General features: G+C 72.4%; 17 protein-coding genes. 9 read left to right on the forward strand and 8 right to left on the reverse strand.

The features are described 5' to 3' along the window. Positions 1–5 precede the first annotated feature (5 nt). Positions 6–1,085 carry a zinc-binding dehydrogenase gene (locus HA039_RS27520; protein ID WP_167034039.1) on the forward strand — a complete coding sequence of 360 codons (1,080 nt, stop codon included), beginning with the start codon at positions 6–8 and terminating at the stop codon, positions 1,083–1,085. On the opposite strand, the gene HA039_RS27525 is transcribed toward HA039_RS27520, so the two are convergent. Continuing rightward, positions 1,082–1,945, reverse strand: coding sequence for a DMT family transporter (locus tag HA039_RS27525; RefSeq protein ID WP_243869780.1), 864 nt, complete (start codon positions 1,943–1,945; stop codon positions 1,082–1,084). The genes HA039_RS27520 and HA039_RS27525 overlap by 4 nt on opposite strands. 164 nt (positions 1,946–2,109) lie before the next feature. Beyond that, entirely contained in the window at positions 2,110–2,751 is a 642-nt protein-coding gene (locus HA039_RS27530; RefSeq protein WP_167034041.1) for a TetR/AcrR family transcriptional regulator, read from the reverse strand. Between the two features lie 60 nt (positions 2,752–2,811). Here HA039_RS27530 and HA039_RS27535 point away from each other — a divergent pair, with 60 nt between their 5' ends. The 3 genes from HA039_RS27535 to HA039_RS27545 all read left to right on the forward strand — a co-directional run bounded on the left by HA039_RS27535 (position 2,812) and on the right by HA039_RS27545 (position 5,068). Continuing rightward, positions 2,812–3,963, forward strand: a complete 1,152-nt coding sequence (locus HA039_RS27535; RefSeq protein ID WP_167034042.1) for an acyl-CoA dehydrogenase family protein — start codon at positions 2,812–2,814, stop codon at positions 3,961–3,963. Positions 3,964–4,066: 103 nt separating this feature from the next. Then, positions 4,067–4,354, forward strand: coding sequence for a YiaA/YiaB family inner membrane protein (locus HA039_RS27540; protein ID WP_167034043.1), 288 nt, complete (start codon positions 4,067–4,069; stop codon positions 4,352–4,354). Between the two features lie 84 nt (positions 4,355–4,438). Next, positions 4,439–5,068 (forward strand): TetR/AcrR family transcriptional regulator, encoded by a 630-nt coding sequence (locus HA039_RS27545; protein WP_167034044.1) that lies wholly within the window; start codon positions 4,439–4,441, stop codon positions 5,066–5,068. A 58-nt stretch (positions 5,069–5,126) separates the two neighbouring features. On the opposite strand, the gene HA039_RS27550 is transcribed toward HA039_RS27545, so the two are convergent. Then, positions 5,127–5,588, reverse strand: a complete 462-nt coding sequence (locus tag HA039_RS27550; protein ID WP_167034045.1) for a MaoC family dehydratase — start codon at positions 5,586–5,588, stop codon at positions 5,127–5,129. Positions 5,589–5,698: 110 nt separating this feature from the next. Between HA039_RS27550 and soxR the strand changes: the two genes are divergently transcribed. Continuing rightward, positions 5,699–6,214: a redox-sensitive transcriptional activator SoxR gene (soxR, locus tag HA039_RS27555; RefSeq protein WP_243869782.1), complete on the forward strand. Its 516-nt coding sequence runs from the start codon at positions 5,699–5,701 to the stop codon at positions 6,212–6,214. Between the two features lie 31 nt (positions 6,215–6,245). Here the strand turns inward: soxR and HA039_RS27560 are convergent, their stop codons facing one another. Together HA039_RS27560 and HA039_RS27565 are read right to left on the reverse strand one after the other, a co-directional pair. After that, a complete protein-coding gene (locus HA039_RS27560) occupies positions 6,246–7,313 on the reverse strand; it encodes an RNA ligase (ATP) (RefSeq protein WP_167034046.1) in 1,068 nt (355 codons plus the stop codon). A 127-nt stretch (positions 7,314–7,440) separates the two neighbouring features. After that, on the reverse strand, positions 7,441–8,052 hold the full coding sequence (locus HA039_RS27565; protein ID WP_167034047.1) for a hypothetical protein: 612 nt from the start codon (positions 8,050–8,052) through the stop codon (positions 7,441–7,443). 242 nt (positions 8,053–8,294) lie between these two features. Here HA039_RS27565 and HA039_RS27570 point away from each other — a divergent pair, with 242 nt between their 5' ends. The 4 genes from HA039_RS27570 (at position 8,295) to HA039_RS27585 (ending at position 14,496) form a co-directional block, all read left to right on the forward strand. Next, complete coding sequence (locus tag HA039_RS27570; RefSeq protein WP_167034048.1) at positions 8,295–11,165, forward strand: penicillin acylase family protein; 2,871 nt, start codon at positions 8,295–8,297, stop codon at positions 11,163–11,165. Positions 11,166–11,377: 212 nt separating this feature from the next. After that, positions 11,378–12,142: an SDR family oxidoreductase gene (locus HA039_RS27575; protein ID WP_167034049.1), complete on the forward strand. Its 765-nt coding sequence runs from the start codon at positions 11,378–11,380 to the stop codon at positions 12,140–12,142. Beyond that, positions 12,139–13,797 (forward strand): class I adenylate-forming enzyme family protein, encoded by a 1,659-nt coding sequence (locus HA039_RS27580; protein ID WP_167034050.1) that lies wholly within the window; start codon positions 12,139–12,141, stop codon positions 13,795–13,797. The genes HA039_RS27575 and HA039_RS27580 overlap by 4 nt, the downstream gene beginning before the upstream one ends. A gap of 105 nt (positions 13,798–13,902) precedes the next feature. Further along, positions 13,903–14,496 (forward strand): TetR/AcrR family transcriptional regulator, encoded by a 594-nt coding sequence (locus HA039_RS27585; protein WP_167034051.1) that lies wholly within the window; start codon positions 13,903–13,905, stop codon positions 14,494–14,496. A 12-nt stretch (positions 14,497–14,508) separates the two neighbouring features. On the opposite strand, the gene HA039_RS27590 is transcribed toward HA039_RS27585, so the two are convergent. From HA039_RS27590 to HA039_RS27600, 3 genes are all read right to left on the reverse strand, one after another. Continuing rightward, entirely contained in the window at positions 14,509–15,240 is a 732-nt protein-coding gene (locus HA039_RS27590) for a Clp protease N-terminal domain-containing protein (RefSeq protein ID WP_167034052.1), read from the reverse strand. A gap of 331 nt (positions 15,241–15,571) precedes the next feature. Then, positions 15,572–16,816: an acyl-CoA dehydrogenase family protein gene (locus HA039_RS27595; protein ID WP_167034053.1), complete on the reverse strand. Its 1,245-nt coding sequence runs from the start codon at positions 16,814–16,816 to the stop codon at positions 15,572–15,574. A gap of 6 nt (positions 16,817–16,822) precedes the next feature. Further along, positions 16,823–17,842, reverse strand: coding sequence for a phosphotransferase family protein (locus HA039_RS27600; RefSeq protein ID WP_167034054.1), 1,020 nt, complete (start codon positions 17,840–17,842; stop codon positions 16,823–16,825). Positions 17,843–17,890 lie beyond the last annotated feature (48 nt).

A 17,890-nucleotide genomic window follows, 5' to 3' on the forward strand; every position in this document is an offset into this window, starting at 1 on the left:
CCCTCGTGGTACGCGCAGCTGTCCTCACCGCCGTCGGAGCCCCGCTGGAGATCACCGGCATCGAGCTTCCCGCCCCCGGTCCCGGCCGGGTGCGGATCCGGCTCGCCGCCGCCGGGGTCTGCCACTCCGACCTGTCCCTGTCCGACGGCACCATGCGGATACCGCTGCCCGCCGTCCTCGGCCACGAGGGCGCGGGCACGGTGATCTCCGTCGGCGAGGGCGTCACCCATGTCGCCCCCGGCGACGCGGTCGTCCTCAACTGGGCCCCGGCCTGCGGGACCTGCCACGCCTGCGCGATCGGCGAGGTCTGGCTCTGCGCCGACGCGCTCGCGGGCGCGTCGGGCCTGCACGCCCGTACCGCCGACGGCCGCGACCTCCACCCGGGCCTGAACGTCGGCGCGTTCGCCGAGGAGACCGTCGTCGCCGCGAACTGCGTCCTGCCGCTCCCCGACGGCATCCCGCTCACCGACGCGGCCCTCCTCGGCTGCGCGGTCCTCACCGGGTACGGCGCCGTCCACCACTCCGCGCGGGTCCGCGCCGGCGAGTCGGTGGCCGTCGTCGGCGTCGGCGGGGTCGGCCTGGCCGCCCTCCAGTCGGCGCGCATCGCCGGGGCCTCGACGATCGTGGCCGTCGATGTCTCCCCGGACAAGGAGGAGTTGGCGCGGGCCGCCGGGGCGACGGAGTACGTCGTCGCCTCCGCCACCACCGCCAAGGACATCCGCCGGCTCACCGGCGGCCAGGGCGTGGACGTGGCCGTCGAATGCGTCGGCCGCGCCGTCACCATCCGTACGGCCTGGGACTCCACCCGCCGCGGCGGCCGCACCACGGTCGTCGGCATCGGCGGCAAGGACCAGCAAGTAACCTTCCACGCGCTGGAGTTGTTCCACTGGGGCCGTACGCTCTCCGGCTGCGTGTACGGCAACAGCGACCCGGCGAAGGACCTGCCCGTGCTCGCGGGACACATCCGCGGGGGCCGCTTCGACCTGGGCGCCCTGGTCACACGACGCGTCACCCTGGACGACCTCCCGTCAACCCTCACCACCCTCCCGGAGAGCCGCGGCGGCCGCGCCCTGGTGGTGTTCTAGGAGGTGCTCGCCCGGCGGCGGGAGCGGGAGACCGCCACGCCCGCCAGGCACAGCGCCCCGCCCGCGAGGGTCAGGAGGCCGGGGACCTCGTCCAGGACCAGCCAGGCCATCAGGACGACCAGCGCGGGCACCGCGTACGTGGTCGCGCCCATGCGCCCCGCCGTCGTACGGGCCAGCGCGTACGCCCAGGTCGTGAAGGCCAGCGCGGTCGGGAAGACGCCCAGGTAGAGCATGTTGAGGGTGGCCGACAGCGGCGCGTCCCGGGCGTCCCCGATCAGCTGGCCCGCGAACGGCAGACAGGCCACGGCCCCGATCAGGCAGCCGAACGTCGTCGCCTGGAGCGCGCTCGCGTGCGCCAGCACCGGCTTCTGGGCCACCACCCCGCTCGCGTACGCCATCGCGGCCAGCACGCACAGCGCGACCCCGAGCACCGACGCGTGTCCCTCGCCGGACATCGAGAGCCCCACGGCCACGGCCCCCGCGAACGACACCGCCATCCCGGCGAGCAGGCGCGGCGGGAGCGACTCCCCGAGGAGCTTCCCGCCCAGCAGCGCGATGAGGATCGGCCCGATGTTCACCACCATCGCGGCCGTGCCCGCGTCGACCTCCTGCTCGCCCCAGTTGAGCACCACCATGTAGACGCCGAACCACAGCACGCCCGACACGGCGATCCCGCGCCAGGCGGCCCGGGGCGGCAGCCCCTCGCGCCGTACCGCGCACACCAGCCCGAGCACCAGCGCGCCCGCGAGCAGCCGGCCGAGCGCCAACGCCCCGGGTGAGTAGGCGGATCCGGCGCTGCGGATCGACACGAAGGCCGACGCCCAGAGCACCACCGTCACCCCCGCGGCGGCGAGCGGCAACCAGCGCGCGGCGCCGGAAGCCGGCCCCGGAGCAGGCTCAGAAGCAGGCCCGGAACCAGGCTCAGAAGCAGGCTCGGGAGCTATGGGGGGAGCCGTCGTGGAGGAGGGCACCGGGATCGCGGGGTTCGTCATGCCGGAGAACGTACGCCGCGAGCCCGCCGTTCTCACCGGGATATCGCCTCGTACTGCACCGACAGCCCGGCGATCAGCGCCCGTACCCCCGTTTCGAACGCCCCCTCGTCCACCTGCTCCTGCCGCTCCGCGAGCAGGTGCGCCTGCCCGAGGTGCGGGTAGTCGGCCGGGTCGTACGCCGTCGCGTCGTCCACGAACCCGAGCGCGAACGACCCCAGCGCCGACCCGGTGATGAAGTAGCGCATCAGGGCGCCGATGTACGTGGCCTGGGCCGCCGGCCACCCCGCCCTGACCATCGCGCCGAACACCGCGTCGGCCACCCGCAGTCCGGCGGGCCGGCGCCCGGGGCCGCGCGCGAGCACCGGCACGATGTGCGGGTGGTCGGTGAGGGCCGCCCGGTACGAGACGGCCCAGTCGTGCAGCGCCGTACGCCAGTCGCGGCCGTCGCCCTCGTCGAACATCGACAGGTCGACCTGCGCGCTGACCGCGTCCGCGACGGCTTCGAGGATCTCGTCCTTGGTGCGGAAGTGGTTGTAGAGGGACGGCCCGCTCACGCCCAGCTCCGCCGCGAGCCGCCGGGTCGAGACCGCCTCCAGGCCCTCCGCGTCCACGAGCGCGCTCGCCGCCCCGACGATGAGTTCTCTGCTGAGGAGGGGCTTGCGCGGTCTGGCCATGGCACTCATAGTAGGCCGGGCGACCAGAAACTAGCAGTGCTAATTAAAGGGGTGTCCGCCGTGGATCTGGGGCTGAGCGAGGAGCAGGAGGCGGCGCGCAGGCTCGCCGAGGACTTCGTCGACCGGGAGATCACCCCCTTCGTCGTCGACTGGGACCGGGACGAGAGCGTCGACCGGGCGATCGTCGGCAAGCTCGGCGCGCTGGGCTTCCTCGGGCTGACCGTCCCCGAGGAGTACGGCGGCTCGGGCGGCGACCACCTCACGTACTGCCTGGTCACCGAGGAGCTCGGACGCGGTGACTCGTCCGTGCGCGGCATCGTCTCCGTCTCGCTGGGGCTGGTCGCCAAGACCCTCGCCACCTGGGGCGACGAGGAGCAGAAGCGGGCCTGGCTGCCCCGGCTCACCTCGGGCGAGGCGCTCGGCTGCTTCGGGCTGACCGAGCCGGGCACCGGCTCCGACGCCGGGAACCTCACGACGAAGGCCGTGCGGGACGGGGCCGACTGGGTCGTCAACGGCTCCAAGATGTTCATCACCAACGGCACCTGGGCCGACGTGGTCCTGCTCTTCGCGCGCACCAACGACACCCCCGGCCACCGGGGGATCTCCGCCTTCCTCGTACCGGCCGACAGCCCCGGCCTGACCCGCCGCACCCTGCACGGCAAGCTCGGCCTGCGCGGCCAGCCCACGGCGGAACTGGTCCTGGAGGACGTCCGGGTCCCGGCCGGGGCGCTGCTGGGTCCGGAGGGCAAGGGCTTCTCCGTCGCGATGTCCGCGCTCGCCAAGGGCCGGATGTCGGTCGCCGCCGGCTGCGTCGGCATCGCGCGGGCGGCGCTGGAGGCGGCGGTCGGGTACGCGGGGGAGCGCGAGCAGTTCGGCAGGCCCATCGCCCACCACCAGCTGGTGCAGGAGCTGATCAGCGACATCGCCGTCGACGTGGACGCGGCGCGGCTGCTGACCTGGCGGGTGGCCGATCTCATCGACCGCGGCGAGGAGTTCGCGACGGCCGCCTCCCAGGCCAAGCTGTTCGCGTCCGAGGCCGCCGTACGGTCCGCCAACAACGCCCTCCAGGTCTTCGGCGGTTACGGCTACATCGACGAGTACCCGGTCGGCAAACTCCTGCGCGACGCACGGGTGATGACGCTCTACGAGGGCACCAGCCAGATCCAGAAACTGATCATCGGCCGCGCGCTGACAGGGGTTTCGGCGTTCTGAGCCGCGCGCCGGGCCCGTTCGGGCCCGCGCCCGGCCCGTGTTGAGTACGGCCTGAGTACGGCAGCGGATGCGGCCGCGGCCCCGGCGCGCGGATGCTGTCCCCATGACCGACACACCCGTCAAGCAGCAGAACACCGGCGCCTACTACGGACAGGCCGTCCTCTCGTTCGGCCTCGCGCTCGCCGCCCTCTCGATCGGCATCTACCGGCTCGACGCCGGCGCGTGGGTACGGGGCTTCCTCGCCATCGCCGTCCTCTACCTCACGACCTCGGCCTTCACCCTCGCCAAGGTGATCAGGGACCGCCAGGAGGCGGGGCAGATCGTCAGCCGGGTCGACCAGGCCAGACTGGAGAAGATCCTCGCGGAGCACGACCCCTTCAACAAGCTCTAGGTCGGCCTGCCCGGCGGACAGGCCCTAAGCGCTTGCTCACCCGCACGGTAGGGTGTCCCTTCTGCCGACTCGAAGGGATGAGCGATGCGTACGGTGGAGCACGCGGGCGACGGCGAGAACGCGCCCTGGGCCGAGGTCGCCCCCGAAGCGGCCAGGAGGCTGCTGGCCGCCGCCGTCGAGGCGTTCGCGGAGCGCGGCTACCACGCCACCACCACCCGCGACATCGCGAGCCGCGCCGGGATGAGCCCGGCCGCGCTCTACATCCACTTCAAGACCAAGGAAGAGCTGCTCCACCGGATCAGCAGGATCGGCCACGACCGGGCGCTCGCCCTGCTCACCGACGCGGCCGACAGCGGGGGCACGGCGACCCGGCGGCTCGACGACGTCGTCCGCCGCTTCGTCCGCTGGCACGCCGAGCGCCACACGACCGCGCGGGTCGTCCAGTACGAGCTGGACGCGCTCGCCCCCGAGCACCGCGCCGAGATCGTGGAGCTGCGGCGCCGCAGCGACGCCGTGGTGCGGCGCATCCTGACCGAGGGGGTACGGGACGGGGAGTTCGACGTCCCCGACGTGCCCGGCACCACCCTCGCCGTGCTGTCGCTCTGCATCGACGTGGCGCGCTGGTTCAACGTGGCGGGCCGCCGTTCGGCCGACGAGGTCGGGGCGCTCTACGCCGACCTCGTCCTGCGGATGGTCACGGCCCAGAAGCAGTAGCCCTCGGCGCTCGGAGTCGGCAGCGCTCGGAGTCGGCAGCGCTCAGAAGGAGCGGCGCTCAGAAGTAGTACCGCGACACCGACTCCGCCACGCAGACCGGCTTCGTACCGCCCTCGCGTTCGACGGTGACCAGGGCGGTCACCTGGACGCCGCCGCCCGCCTCCTCCACGCTCCGGAGCACGGCCGAGGCGCGCAGCCGCGAGCCGACCGGCACGGGGGCGGGGAACCTGACCTTGTTGGTGCCGTAGTTGACGCCCATGGTCACGTTCTCGACCGCGATGATCTGCGGGACGAACACCGGCAGCAGGGACAGCGTCAGGTAGCCGTGCGCGATCGTCGTCCCGAAGGGGCCGGCCGCCGCGCGCACCGGGTCCACGTGGATCCACTGGTGGTCGCCGGTGGCGTCGGCGAAGAGGTCGATCCGCTTCTGGTCGATCTCCAGCCAGTCGCTGTGCCCCAACTGTTCGCCGACCCCGGCGCGCAGCTCCTCGGCGGAGGTGAAGATCCTCGGCTCGGCCATGTCCCTGTGCCCTGCCTCTCGATGTGTCCCGTCTAAGCGCTTGCTCAGCATGGGCGGCCCGAAGTGCTCCTGTCAACGCGGCCGCGCACGCGGACAGTAGGCTTCGGGGGGTGCCGCACCTTCCGGAGACGATCCATGAACTCACCGTCGGTCAGCTGTCCGCGCGCAGTGGCGCCGCCGTGTCGGCCCTGCACTTCTACGAGGCCAAAGGGCTGATCAGCAGCCGCAGGACCAGCGGCAACCAGCGCCGCTACACCAGGGACGCGCTGCGCCGGGTGGCGTTCGTCCGGGCCGCCCAGCGGGTCGGCATCCCGCTGGCGACCATCAGGGACGCGCTGTCGGAGCTGCCGGAGGAACGCACTCCCAACCGCGAGGACTGGGCGCGGCTCTCGGAGACCTGGCGCTCGGAACTGGACCGGCGCATCCAGCAGCTCGGCCGGCTCCGGGACCACCTGACGGACTGCATCGGCTGCGGCTGCCTCTCGCTGGAGAACTGTGTCCTCTCCAACCCGGACGACGTCTTCGGCGACCGGATGACCGGCTCCCGCCTCCTCCCGGGCCGCCTCCCGGACCCGGGGCCCGACGCCGCCGGCTCAGGGACCGACGCCGCCCCCGAGCCCGGCTAGAGCCCGGGGGCGTCCTGCCCGCCCCGACGCGTCACTCGTACTCCGTACCGCCCTTGCGGGTCAGGTAGGCCGGGCTGACGGCCTTCGCTATCGCGCGGCCGCCGACCACCGGGCTGAAGCGTTCCGTCACCGGACGGATCACCACGCCCTCCCTCAGGTGCAGCGCGCGCCCCGAGACCGTCTCGCGTCCCGACGCGACTTCCAGCACCTTCCCGATCGCGTACGGACCCTCGTACAGCGTCGGGACCAGGGGCAGCCGGCCGGTCAGCAGCGCGGCGGGCGACAGCCAGACGACCTGCCCGCCGATCTCCGCCGAGACGTCGAACACCGCGTACGCGGGCGCCGCGCCGCGGCCGTCCGCGCCGTACGCCAGGTCCTGCACGCCCGCCCCGTACACCTCGCCGAAGACGCCGACCCGGCTCGCGCCCAGCTCCTCCGCGAGCCGGGCGGCGACCGCCGGGACGCCGTGGGCCCGTATCGCACGCCAGTACAGGTTGCGCGGGTCCTCCTTGAGCGCGAGGCCCTTCGCGCCGAAGCCCTTCGAGGCGACCTGGACGCCGCCGCCGTCGGCCGTGTACGTCAGCAGGCAGGCCGTGCCGTGCAGCTTCTCCGTCAGGATCACCGGTTCGCCCGGCGCGAAGACGTCCGGATAGCGCTGGATGTTCTCGATGTCGACCCACGGCAGCAGCCCGGGCGCGCCCTCCACCTCGCCGCTCATCGTGGGAGGGACGGGCGGCACCCACTTGGTGACGGAGAGCGGCCCGGCGAAGTCCGTACCGTCCGCGACCGCTGCCGCCAGGTCCACGTCCGCCAGCGCGCGCGGCCGGCACACGATCCCCTGCGACAGCTCGCCGCGCAGCCGCACCGCCTTCACCCGGTCCGCGGCGCGCCCCGCGAGGCGGCCGGTGAGACCCAGCTCCTCGATCAGCGCGGCGGGCAGCACGGCCTGCTCCGGGATGTAGAGGGCGATGTCGCCGGTGCGGTACGCGCCCTTGGCGACCACCGCGCGGTACAGGCCCACCTGGGCGAGCTCCAACGCGTCCGCGTTCGGGTGCTCGTGGATGATCAGCGTCTCGGCGGTGACGCGCAGCGTCGACATGGCCCTTCCCCCTGGGTGCGTACGGCAGTGACCGGTTCCGCCGCCCACTCTGCGGGCACCGGCCACCGCCGAGCCACCCAATAACCGCGCGCCCACCACGCGGGGCCGTCACCCGGCCCCCCGGAGGTCACGCGGCGGAGGCCAGTTCCTTCAGCCGCTCCCGCTTCGCGCGGGCCAGGGCCTCGGACGTGAGAACGGGCTGCGGCACGACGATGCCACAGCCCCTGCACACCGGCCCGGACCAGGGCTCGTTGGAGAGATCGGGCTGCCAGACGATGCCGCGCTCCGCGCACACCGGGCAGGCCGTTCCCGGCCCCGACTCCAGCCCGGCGATCAGCCGGCGCAGCACCTCGGCGAGCGACTGCGACGGGTGCACCGCCGGGTCCTCGCACCGGGCCACACCGTTGCCGCCCCAGGTCCGCCGGTGCCAGTCGTCGAAGCTCCCGGGCCGCCGCAGCCCGTCGTGCTTCTCCCGCTTGCGCCGCTCCGCGAACTCTCCCTCGTACGCGAGCCACACGGCCCGCGCCTCCTCCAGCTCGTCCAGCGCGGCCACCAGCCGCGCCGGGTCCGGCTCCCTGTCCTCGGGACCGATGCCGTGCCGCGCGCACAGATGGTCCCAGGTAGCCCGGTGCCCGTAAGGGGCGAACCGTTCCAGGCACTTGCGCAGTGAATACCGTCGCAAGGCCAGGTCGCACCCCGGGTCACGCACCTGTCTCGCAAGACTCCGGAATTTGGCCATGCATGCCACCTCCGTCGCTGATACCTCGGCGTTGAGGAATGGACGTACGCCTGCCCCGTTCGGATCCATCAAAAAACAACTGGCTGGAACGAAAGTCCCATATCGCCCGCTATCGATCAATGTTCGAGGCGGATTCACAGAAAACTCTTATCCACGGGCGGGAAAAGGTGACTGATGTTCATCTTACTGAGGGGTCCTACCAGCGGTAACGTCCGGCGCATCGGCCTCTCCGAGGAGCCCTCATGCGACGACGCACCGGAAGACTCACGAGCGCCACGACCAGAACGGCCACCAGGACCCCCAGGACCGCAAGGACCCTCCCCTCGACCGCCCTCGCCGCCGCCGCGGTGTTCGCGCTCGGCGCCGCCCTGCTCTCCCCGCCGTCCCCGGCCGCCGCGGCCGACCCCGTTCCCCTCCCCGTCGCCGACCACTGCGCGAGCCAGTGCGACGACCTCCTGCCGCCCGGCGAGAACGGCAACGCCACCCTCGCCGAGATCATCGGCAACATCGTCTTCGGCACCCACCCCGCCCACAGCTCCGACCAGCTCGGCCGTTACGACGCGCTGATCGCCGGCCGCAACACCCTCACCGACTCCACCCTCACCACCTTCTTCAACGACGCGTCCTTCGGCGTCCCGGCCAACCAGGTCGAGTCCGTCACCACCCCGCGCCCCGACGTCACGATCACCCGCGACAAGCAGACCGGCGTCCCCCACATCAAGGGCACCACCCGCTACGGCACCGAGTTCGGCGCCGGTTACGCGGCGGGCCAGGACCGGCTCTGGATGATGGACCTCTTCCGGCACATCGGCCGCGGCGAACTGACCTCCTTCGCCGGCGGCGCGCTCGCCAACCAGGGCCTGGAGCAGCAGTTCTGGCCCTCGGCGCCGTACACGGAAGCCGACCTCCAGGCCCAGGTGGACCGCATCAGGACCACCGAGGGCGCACGCGGCGAGCTGGCCATGGCCGACGCGCAGGCGTACGTGGACGGCATCAACTCCTACCGCCAGAAGGCCAAGGACGGCCGGTACTTCCCCGGTGAGTACGTCCTCACCGGGAAGATCGACTCGATCACCAATGTCGGCGAGATCCAGCCCTTCAAGATCACCGACCTGATCTCCATCGCGTCGGTCGTCGGCGGCCAGTTCGGCGGCGGGGGCGGCGGCGAGGTCCAGGCCGCGCTGTCCCTGCTCGCCTCCCAACAGAAGTACGGCGTCGCCGAGGGCACCGCGATCTGGGAGTCCTTCCGCCAGCGCGACGACCCCGAGGCCGTCCTCACCGTCCACGACGGCGAGAGCTTCCCGTACGCGCAGAAGCCCGCGCAGCCGCGCGGCACGGCGCTGCCCGACCGCGGTTCCGTCCAGGCCGAACCGCTCGTGTACGACAGGACCGGCTCGGCCGTCACCCGGGCCAAGGCCCTCGTGAAGGCCCCGAAGCAGCTCAGGCCCGCGCAGGGCATCTTCGACGACGGGGTCGTGCCGCCGGGCGCACTCGACCCGAAACGCGGGATGTCCAACGCCCTGCTGGTGTCCGGCGCCCACACCGCGAGCGGCAATCCCGTCGCCGTCTTCGGCCCGCAAACCGGCTATTTCGCGCCACAGCTCATGATGCTCCAGGAGCTCCAGGGCCCCGGCATCAGCGCCCGCGGCGTCGCCTTCGCCGGCGTCGGCATGTACGTGCAGATGGGCCGCGGCCAGGACTACGCCTGGAGCGCCACCTCGGCGGCCCAGGACATCACCGACACGTACGCGATCGAGCTCTGCAACGCCGACGGCTCACCGGCCACCAAGGCCTCCACGTCCTACCTCTACCGCTCCGTCTGCACCCCGATGGAGAAGATGGAGCGCGTCAACTCCTGGAAGCCGTCGGTGGCGGACTCCACCGCCGCCGGCTCGTACCGCCTCCAGGTCTGGCGTACGAAGTACGGCCTGGTCACGCACCGCGCCACCCTCGGCGGCAAGCCCGTCGCGTACACCTCCCTGCGGACCACCTACCGCCACGAGGCCGACTCGATCATCGGCTTCCAGATGCTCAACGACCCCGCGCACACGACCGACGCCGCGTCCTTCCGGGAAGCCGCCCACCGCATCGGCTACGCCTTCAACTGGTTCTACGCGGACTCCCGTACCGCCGCCTTTTACAACAGCGGCCCGAACCCGGTCCGCGCGGCCGGCGTGGACGCCGCGCTGCCGGTGAGGGCCGAGCCCGCGTACGAATGGCAGGACTACGACCCCGCCTTCAACACCGCCGCCTACACCCCGCCGGCCCAGCATCCGCAGTCGGCGGGGCAGGACTACTACATCTCGTGGAACAACCGGCAGGCCAAGGACTACAACACCGCGGCCTTCGGCTTCGGCGCCGTCCACCGGGGCGACCTGCTCGACGGCCGGGTGAAGAAGCTCGTCGCGGCCGGGGGAGTCACCCGCGCCTCGCTCACCCGGGCGATGGCCGACGCCGCGCTGACCGATCTGCGCGGCGAACAGGTGCTGCCGGAGCTGCTCAAGGTGATCAGGACGGCCGCCGTCACCGATCCCCAGCTGAACACCGCCGTGCAGCAGCTCGACGCCTGGCGCGCCGCCGGGTCCGAGCGCCGGGAGACCTCCCAGGGGTCGCACACCTACACCCACGCCGCCGCCGTGCGGATCATGGACGCGTGGTGGCCCCGGCTGGTCGAGGCGCAGTTCAAGCCCGGCCTCGGTGACGAGCTGTACGGCGCGTTCACCGACTCGCTGCCCATCGACGAGTCACCGGCCGCCTCCCACGGGCCGACGGGCGCGCACGGGGGATCGGCGTTCCAGTACGGGTGGTGGGGGTACGTCGACAAGGACCTGAGGCAGGTCCTCGGCGACCCGGTCCAGGCCCCCTCGCCCCGGACGTACTGCGGCGGCGGCACGCCGGGCGGCTGCCGCGACACGCTGCTGACCACCCTCAAGGCCGCCGTGGCCGTGCCCGCCTCCCAGGTCTACCCGGGGGACGACAACTGCGGCGCGGGTGACCAGTGGTGCTCGGACGCGATCATCCACCGGGCGCTGGGCGGGATCACCCATCCCACGATCAGCTGGCAGAACAGGCCCACGTACCAGCAGGTGGTGGAGTTCCCCACGCACCGCTGAGCGAGAGCGGGCGACACGCGAGGACGTGCCGGGCGGGCCGTACCACAGGCCCGCCCGGCACGTCCGCGTCCGGCCCCACCCCTCCCGGGCCTCGCCCTTCCCCTGCCCCACCCTTCCCCTGGCACATACCGACTGGTTAGTCTGCCGATGCCGGCGACGAGGCCGGCACCGCCCCACGGCAGGATGGCCGGAAGGCCCGGAAGGCAGGTCCCATGAGTTCGGTGCAGGGTGCACGCGTGGTCGTCACGGGAGCCGGCGGCGGGATAGGCGCCGCCCTCGCCCGCAGATTCGCCGCCGAGGGGGACACGGTCGTCGTCAACGACCTCGACGCGGACAAGGCCGCCGCCGTCGCCGAGGAGATCGGCGGCATCGCCCTTCCCGGCGACGCCTCGCTGATCGTGGAGGCCGCCCGCGAGGCCCTCGGCGGAACGGTCGACGTCTACTGCGCCAACGCGGGCGTCGGCTCGCCCGGCGACGGCCTCGCGGGGGACGACGTGTGGTCCGACGCCTGGGACGTCAACGTCATGGCGCACGTCCGGGCCGGCCGCGCGCTGCTGCCCGAGTGGCTGGAGCGGGGCAGCGGCCGGTTCGTCTCGACCGTCTCGGCCGCCGGACTGCTCACGATGATCGGCGCGGCCCCGTACAGCGCCACCAAGCACGCGGCACTGGCCTACGCGGAATGGCTCTCCCTGACCTACCGCCACCGCGGCCTCCAGGTCCACGCGATCTGCCCGCAAGGGGTACGTACGGACATGCTCACCGCCTCCGGTACCGCCGGCGAACAGGTCCTCGTCCCCACCGCCATCGAGCCCGAGGCGGTCGTCGACGCCCTGTTCCACGCCATGGCCAACCATCGCTTCCTGGTCCTGCCGCACCCCGAGGTCGCCCGGTACGCCCAGGCGCGCGCCCACGACACCGACCGCTGGCTGCGCGGGATGAACCGCGTCCAGCGCGCCTGGGAAGAGGCGGCGGAATGACGGCGTCCGGCTACGCGGCGCGGCCCTGGCTCCACCTCCTGAGCGAGGCCCAGCGCGCCCCCGTGCACCCGCCCGCCTCGGTGGTGCACGCGCTGCGCGCCGCCGTGGCCCGTACCCCCGAGCACACCGCGCTCGCCTACTTCGACGGCAGGATCGACTACCGCGAGACCGACGCGCTCTCCGACTCCGTGGCCGGCCACCTCGCCTCCCGGGGCCTGCGGCGCGGCGACCGGGTCGCGATCATGCTCCAGAACAGCCCGCAGTTCGTCCTCGCGCTGCTCGGCGCGTGGAAGGCCGGCGCGACGGTCGTCCCCGTCAACCCGATGTACAAGTCGGCCGAGGTCGCCCACGTCCTGGCCGACGCCGAGGTCACCGCCCTGGTCTGCGCCGACCGCTCGTGGGAGGCGTTCCTGCGCGGGACGGTCGCCGCCTCGCCCGTCCGGATCGTCCTCACCACCTGCGAACGCGACCTCCAGACCCGGGACGACCCCCGCGTCCTCGCCTTCGACCGGCTGCCCGTCCCCGCCGACACCGACGACCTGCTCGCCGTCGCCCGCCGGGGCCTCCCGCTGCCCGCCGAACGCGGCCCCGCCGCCGAGGACGTGGCGCTCATCAGCTACACCTCGGGGACGAGCGGCCGGCCCAAGGGCGCCATGAACACCCACGCCAACATCATGGTCAACGCCGAACGCCAGCGCGCCGGCCACCCGCTCGCGCCCGGCGCCGGCTACTTCGCGCTCGCGCCGCTCTTCCACATCACCGGCATGGTCTGCGAACTCGCCGCCTGCTTCGCCAACGCGGGCACCCTCGTCCTCGCCTACCGCTTCCACCCCGGCGTGGTCCTCGACGCCTTCGCCGAACACCGCCCCGCGTACACCGTCGGCCCGTCCACCGCCTTCATGGCGCTCGCCGCGCACCCCGACGCGACCCCCGGCCACTTCGACTCCTTCCAGGTGATCTCGTCGGGCGGGGCGCCGCTGCCGCCCGCGCTGGTGGAGAAGTTCCGCGCGGGCTTCGGGCCGTACCTGCGCAACGGCTACGGGCTCACCGAGTGCACCGCCCCCTGCGCCTCCGTACCGCACCAGCGGGAGGCCCCGGTCGACCCCGCCTCCGGCACGCTCTCCGTCGGGGTGCCGGGACCGGACACTGTGGTACGGATCGTGGACGAGGCGGGGGAGGACGTGCCGTTCGGCGAGCAGGGCGAGATCGCCGTACGCGGCCCGCAGGTCGTCCCCGGCTACTGGCGGCTGCCCGAGGCGACCGGGGAGGCCTTCCCCGACGGGGAGCTGCGCACGGGCGACATCGGGTTCATGGACCGGGACGGCTGGCTGTACGTGGTCGACCGCAAGAAGGACATGATCAACGCGTCGGGGTTCAAGGTCTGGCCGCGCGAGGTCGAGGACGTCCTGTACACCCACCCCGCCGTCCGGGAGGCGGCCGTGGTCGGCGTCCCCGACGCGTACCGGGGCGAGAGCGTCAAGGCGTACGTCAGCCTGCGCCCCGGCACGTCGGTGGAGCCCGCGGAGCTGGCCGCGTACTGCGCCGAAAGGCTCGCCGCGTACAAGTACCCCCGCGAGGTCGAGATCCTGGGCGAGCTGCCCAAGACCGCGAGTGGGAAGATCCTCAGGCGGGAATTGCGTTCCCCTTCCGGGTGAGATGCGTCTCAGTCGGGCCCGGAGTGCCTCCGGAGTGCGGTCCGGACTCGTGGCACAGATATGCGTACAGATGTGCGGCACGGAACGAAAGGCAGGTGGCGGCTCATGGCCAGGATCACGGAGGAGGGCGGGGTGCCCGTCCCCCAGCGGCTGCTGGCCGCCGCCACCCGGCTCTTCGCGGAGCAGGGGTACGACCGGACGTCGGTCCAGGAGATCGTGGAGGCGGCGGGCGTCACCAAGGGCGCCCTCTACCACTACTTCGGCTCCAAGGAGGACCTCCTCCAGGAGGTGTACGCCCGCGTCCTGCGCCTCCAGCAGGAACGCCTGGACGCCTTCGCCGAGGCGGACGAGCCGGTGGAACAGCGCCTGAGGGCCGCCGCGGCCGACGTCGTCGTGACGACGATCGACAACCTGGACGACGCGGCGATCTTCTTCCGCTCGATGCACCACCTGAGCCCGGAGAAGAACAAGGAGGTACGTGTCGAGCGCCGCCGCTACCACGAACGCTTCCGGGCCCTGGTCGAGGAGGGGCAGCGCGCGGGCGTCTTCTCGACGGCCACGCCGGCGGACCTGGTGGTGGACTACCACTTCGGCTCGGTCCACCACCTCTCCACCTGGTACCGCCCCGACGGCCCCCTCACCCCCCACCAGGTAGCGGCCCACCTGGCAGACCTCCTCCTGAGGGCGCTGCGCCCCTAGCGCCGCCCGCTCTCAACCCTCCAGCTTGGCCCGGATCTCCTGGAGGGCGGCCGTCACGCGCTCCTCGGTGCCCGCCTTGTCGAGGCCGAGCCCGCTGAGCACGCCCCCGCCGTCCTCCTGCTCCAGCAGCGCCAGCAACACGTGCTCCGTGCCGATGTAGTTGTGGCCCAGCCGCAGGGCCTCGCGGAAGGTGAGTTCGAGGGCCTTCTTCGCGAGGGCGTCGAAGGGGACGAGGTCGGGCACGGGGTCACCGGAGGGTTCGGGCAGGGCCTCGGTCACGGCCGCCCGGACCGTCTCCAGCTCCACGCCCTGGGAGACGACCACCTTCGCGGCCAGCCCCTCCGGGTCGTCGATCAGCCCGAGGGCGAGGTGCCCCGCGTGGATCTGCGTGTACCCCCCTTCGCGTGCCTCGTTCTGGGACGCGACCACGAGGCTCCTGGCGCGCGGGGTGAACCTGCTGAAGTCCTGGTTCGTGTGGGGCCCGGGCTCGTCCTTGGTCACGAATCGCTTCTGCACGGCCTGCCGCGTGACGCCCATGGACTTGCCGATCTCGGTCCACGAGGCGCCGGAGCGACGGGCCTGGTCGACGAAGTGACCGATGAGGTGGTCCGCGATCTCACCGAGGTGGTCGGCGGCGACGACGGCGCTCTGCAACTGGTCGAGGGCGTCGCCGTGCACGTTCTTGATGGCCTCGATGAGGTCGTCGAGGCGAACGGGATTGTTGACCTGAGTGGGTTTCACCATAACGCAACCCTAGGTTGACACCCCACCCCTGTCAACCCAAGGTTGACACCCCCATGGCCGCGCCACCCCACTGTCCTCAATCGCCGGACGGGCTTGGTTTGTTTGGGCGCGCGCCTGGGAGGGGGGCGGGCAGGGGTCGTGTCCGGAACGTAGAGCGTGTTTTGTGTCGCGTGACGGGGGATACCAGGACAGCTTGTTGCGCGCGACGTAAAACATGCAGTGCAGGACACGGCCCCTGCCCGACCCCCGGCGACGAGCAGCAGATCAGATCCGGGCCGCAGCGGGCAAAATCAAGCCCGTCCGGCGATTGAGGACAACAGGGGGCTCAACGTCACCGGTACCGGGACAGCTCCCGTCGCGCCAACGACCGCTGATGCACCTCGTCCGGCCCGTCCGCCAACTGCAACGTCCGCGCCGCCGCCCACAACTCCGCCAGCGGGAAGTCCTGACTCACCCCACCCGCCCCGTGCAACTGCACCGCCCGGTCGAGGATCCCCACCACCGCCCGCGGCGTAGCGATCTTGATCGCCTGGATCTCCGTGTGCGCCCCCCGATTCCCCACCGTGTCCATCAGCCACGCCGTCTTGAGCACCAGCAGCCGCAGCTGCTCGACGGTCACCCGGGCGTCCGCGATCCAGTTCCCCACCACCCCCTGATCGGCGAGCGGGCGGCCGAAGGCGGTACGGGACAGCGCCCGCCGGCACATCAGCTCGATCGCGCGCTCCGCCATGCCGATCAGACGCATGCAGTGGTGGATCCGCCCGGGCCCGAGCCGCGCCTGCGCGATCGCGAACCCGCCGCCCTCCTCGCCCACCAGGTTCGACGCGGGCACCCGTACCCCGTCGAAGACGACCTCCGCGTGCCCGCCGTGCGCGTGGTCCTCGTACCCGTACACCCGCATCGCCCGCCGTACCTCGACCCCGGGCGCGTCGCGCGGGACGAGGATCATCGACTGCCGGCGGCGGACGTCCGCGCCGTCCGGATCGGTCTTGCCCATCACGATGAAGACCGCGCAGTCCGGGTTCATCGCCCCGGAGATGTACCACTTGCGGCCCGTGACGACGTAGTCGTCCCCGTCCCGCTCGATGCGGGTCCGTACGTTCGTCGCGTCGGACGAGGCCACCTCCGGCTCGGTCATCGCGAACGCGGACCGGATCTCGCCCGCGAGCAACGGCTCCAGCCACTGCTTCTTCTGCGGCTCCGAGCCGAACTGCGCGAGCAGCTCCATGTTCCCGGTGTCCGGCGCCGCGCAGTTCAGCGCGGTCGGCGCCAGGTCGGGCGAGCGCCCGGTGATCTCCGCGAGCGGCGCGTACTGGAGGTTGGTCAACCCCGCCCCGAGCCCCGCGCCAACCCCGCCCCCGGCCTCACCCCCCGAGTCCGGCAGGAACAGGTTCCACAACCCCTGCCGGCGCGCCTCCGCCTTCAGCTCCTCCACCACCGCCGGCGTGTCCCACGGGCTCGCCAGCCGCTCCCGCTGCTCCCGCGCGACGGCCTCCGCGGGGTACACCTGCGTGTCCATGAAGGCCAGCAGCCGCTCGCGCAGCTCCTCCGTACGGGCGTCGAATGCGAAGTCCATGGGTGATCAGCCTTCCTGAAGGGTCGTGAGGCCGTGCTCGATGAAGACGGGGACCAGCGTGCCGATCCGGTCGAAGCCGGGCCCGACGGTCCTGCCGAGGGTGTAGCGGTAGTGGATGCCCTCCAGGATCACGGCGAGCTTGAACCACGCGAACGCCGTGTACCACGCGAGCCCCCCGGTGTCCCGGCCCGAACGGGCCGCGTACCGCTCGACCAGCTCGGCCGGCTCCGGATGCCCGGCCGCCCCCGCCGTCGTGCTGATCGGCGAGCCGGTCACCTCCAGGCGCGCGCTGTACATCACCAGCAGGCCCAGGTCGGTCAGCGGATCGCCGAGCGTGGACATCTCCCAGTCGAGGACGGCGTTGATCCGGTCGCCCTCGCCGATCAGGACGTTGTCGAGCCGGAAGTCGCCGTGGATCACGGTGGGTTCGGGGGAGTCGGGCAGCGCGCGGCCGAGGGCGGCCTGGAGTTCGTCGATGCCGGCCAGCGCCCGCCCCCGGGAGGCCGCCAACTGCTTCGCCCAGCGGCGCAGTTGCCGGTCGAGGAAGCCCTCGGGCCGCCCGAAGTCACCCAGCCCGACCGCCTCCGGGTCGACGGCGTGCAGGTCGACCAGCGTGTCCACCAGGGACAGGATCGCGGCGCGCGTGCGCGCGGGCCCGAGCGGGGCGAGTTGTTCGGCCGTACGGTACGGCGTGCCCGCCACATGCTCCATGACGTAGAAGGGGGCGCCGAGGACGGACTCGTCCGCGCAGAACAGCAGCGGCTCCGGCACCGGCACGGACGTCGGGTGCAGCGCGCTGATCACGCGGAACTCCCGCTTCATGTCGTGCGCGGTGGCCAGGACGTGGCCGAGCGGGGGCCGGCGGACCACCCAGCTGTCCGTCCCGTCCGTGACGGCGTAGGTGAGGTTGGACCGGCCGCCCTCGATCAGGCGGGCGTCCACAGGGCCGCTCACCAGCCCCGGTCGTACGCGGTCCAGGTGGGCGCGCAGCTTCTCCGGGTCGAGTCCTGGCGGGACTGGGCTCATCGTGCGTACCTCCGTGGCTCACGACGGTGGGCGTACCGTCGTGACGTA

It is taken from the genome of Streptomyces liangshanensis (assembly GCF_011694815.1).
Taxonomy (GTDB): domain Bacteria; phylum Actinomycetota; class Actinomycetes; order Streptomycetales; family Streptomycetaceae; genus Streptomyces; species Streptomyces liangshanensis.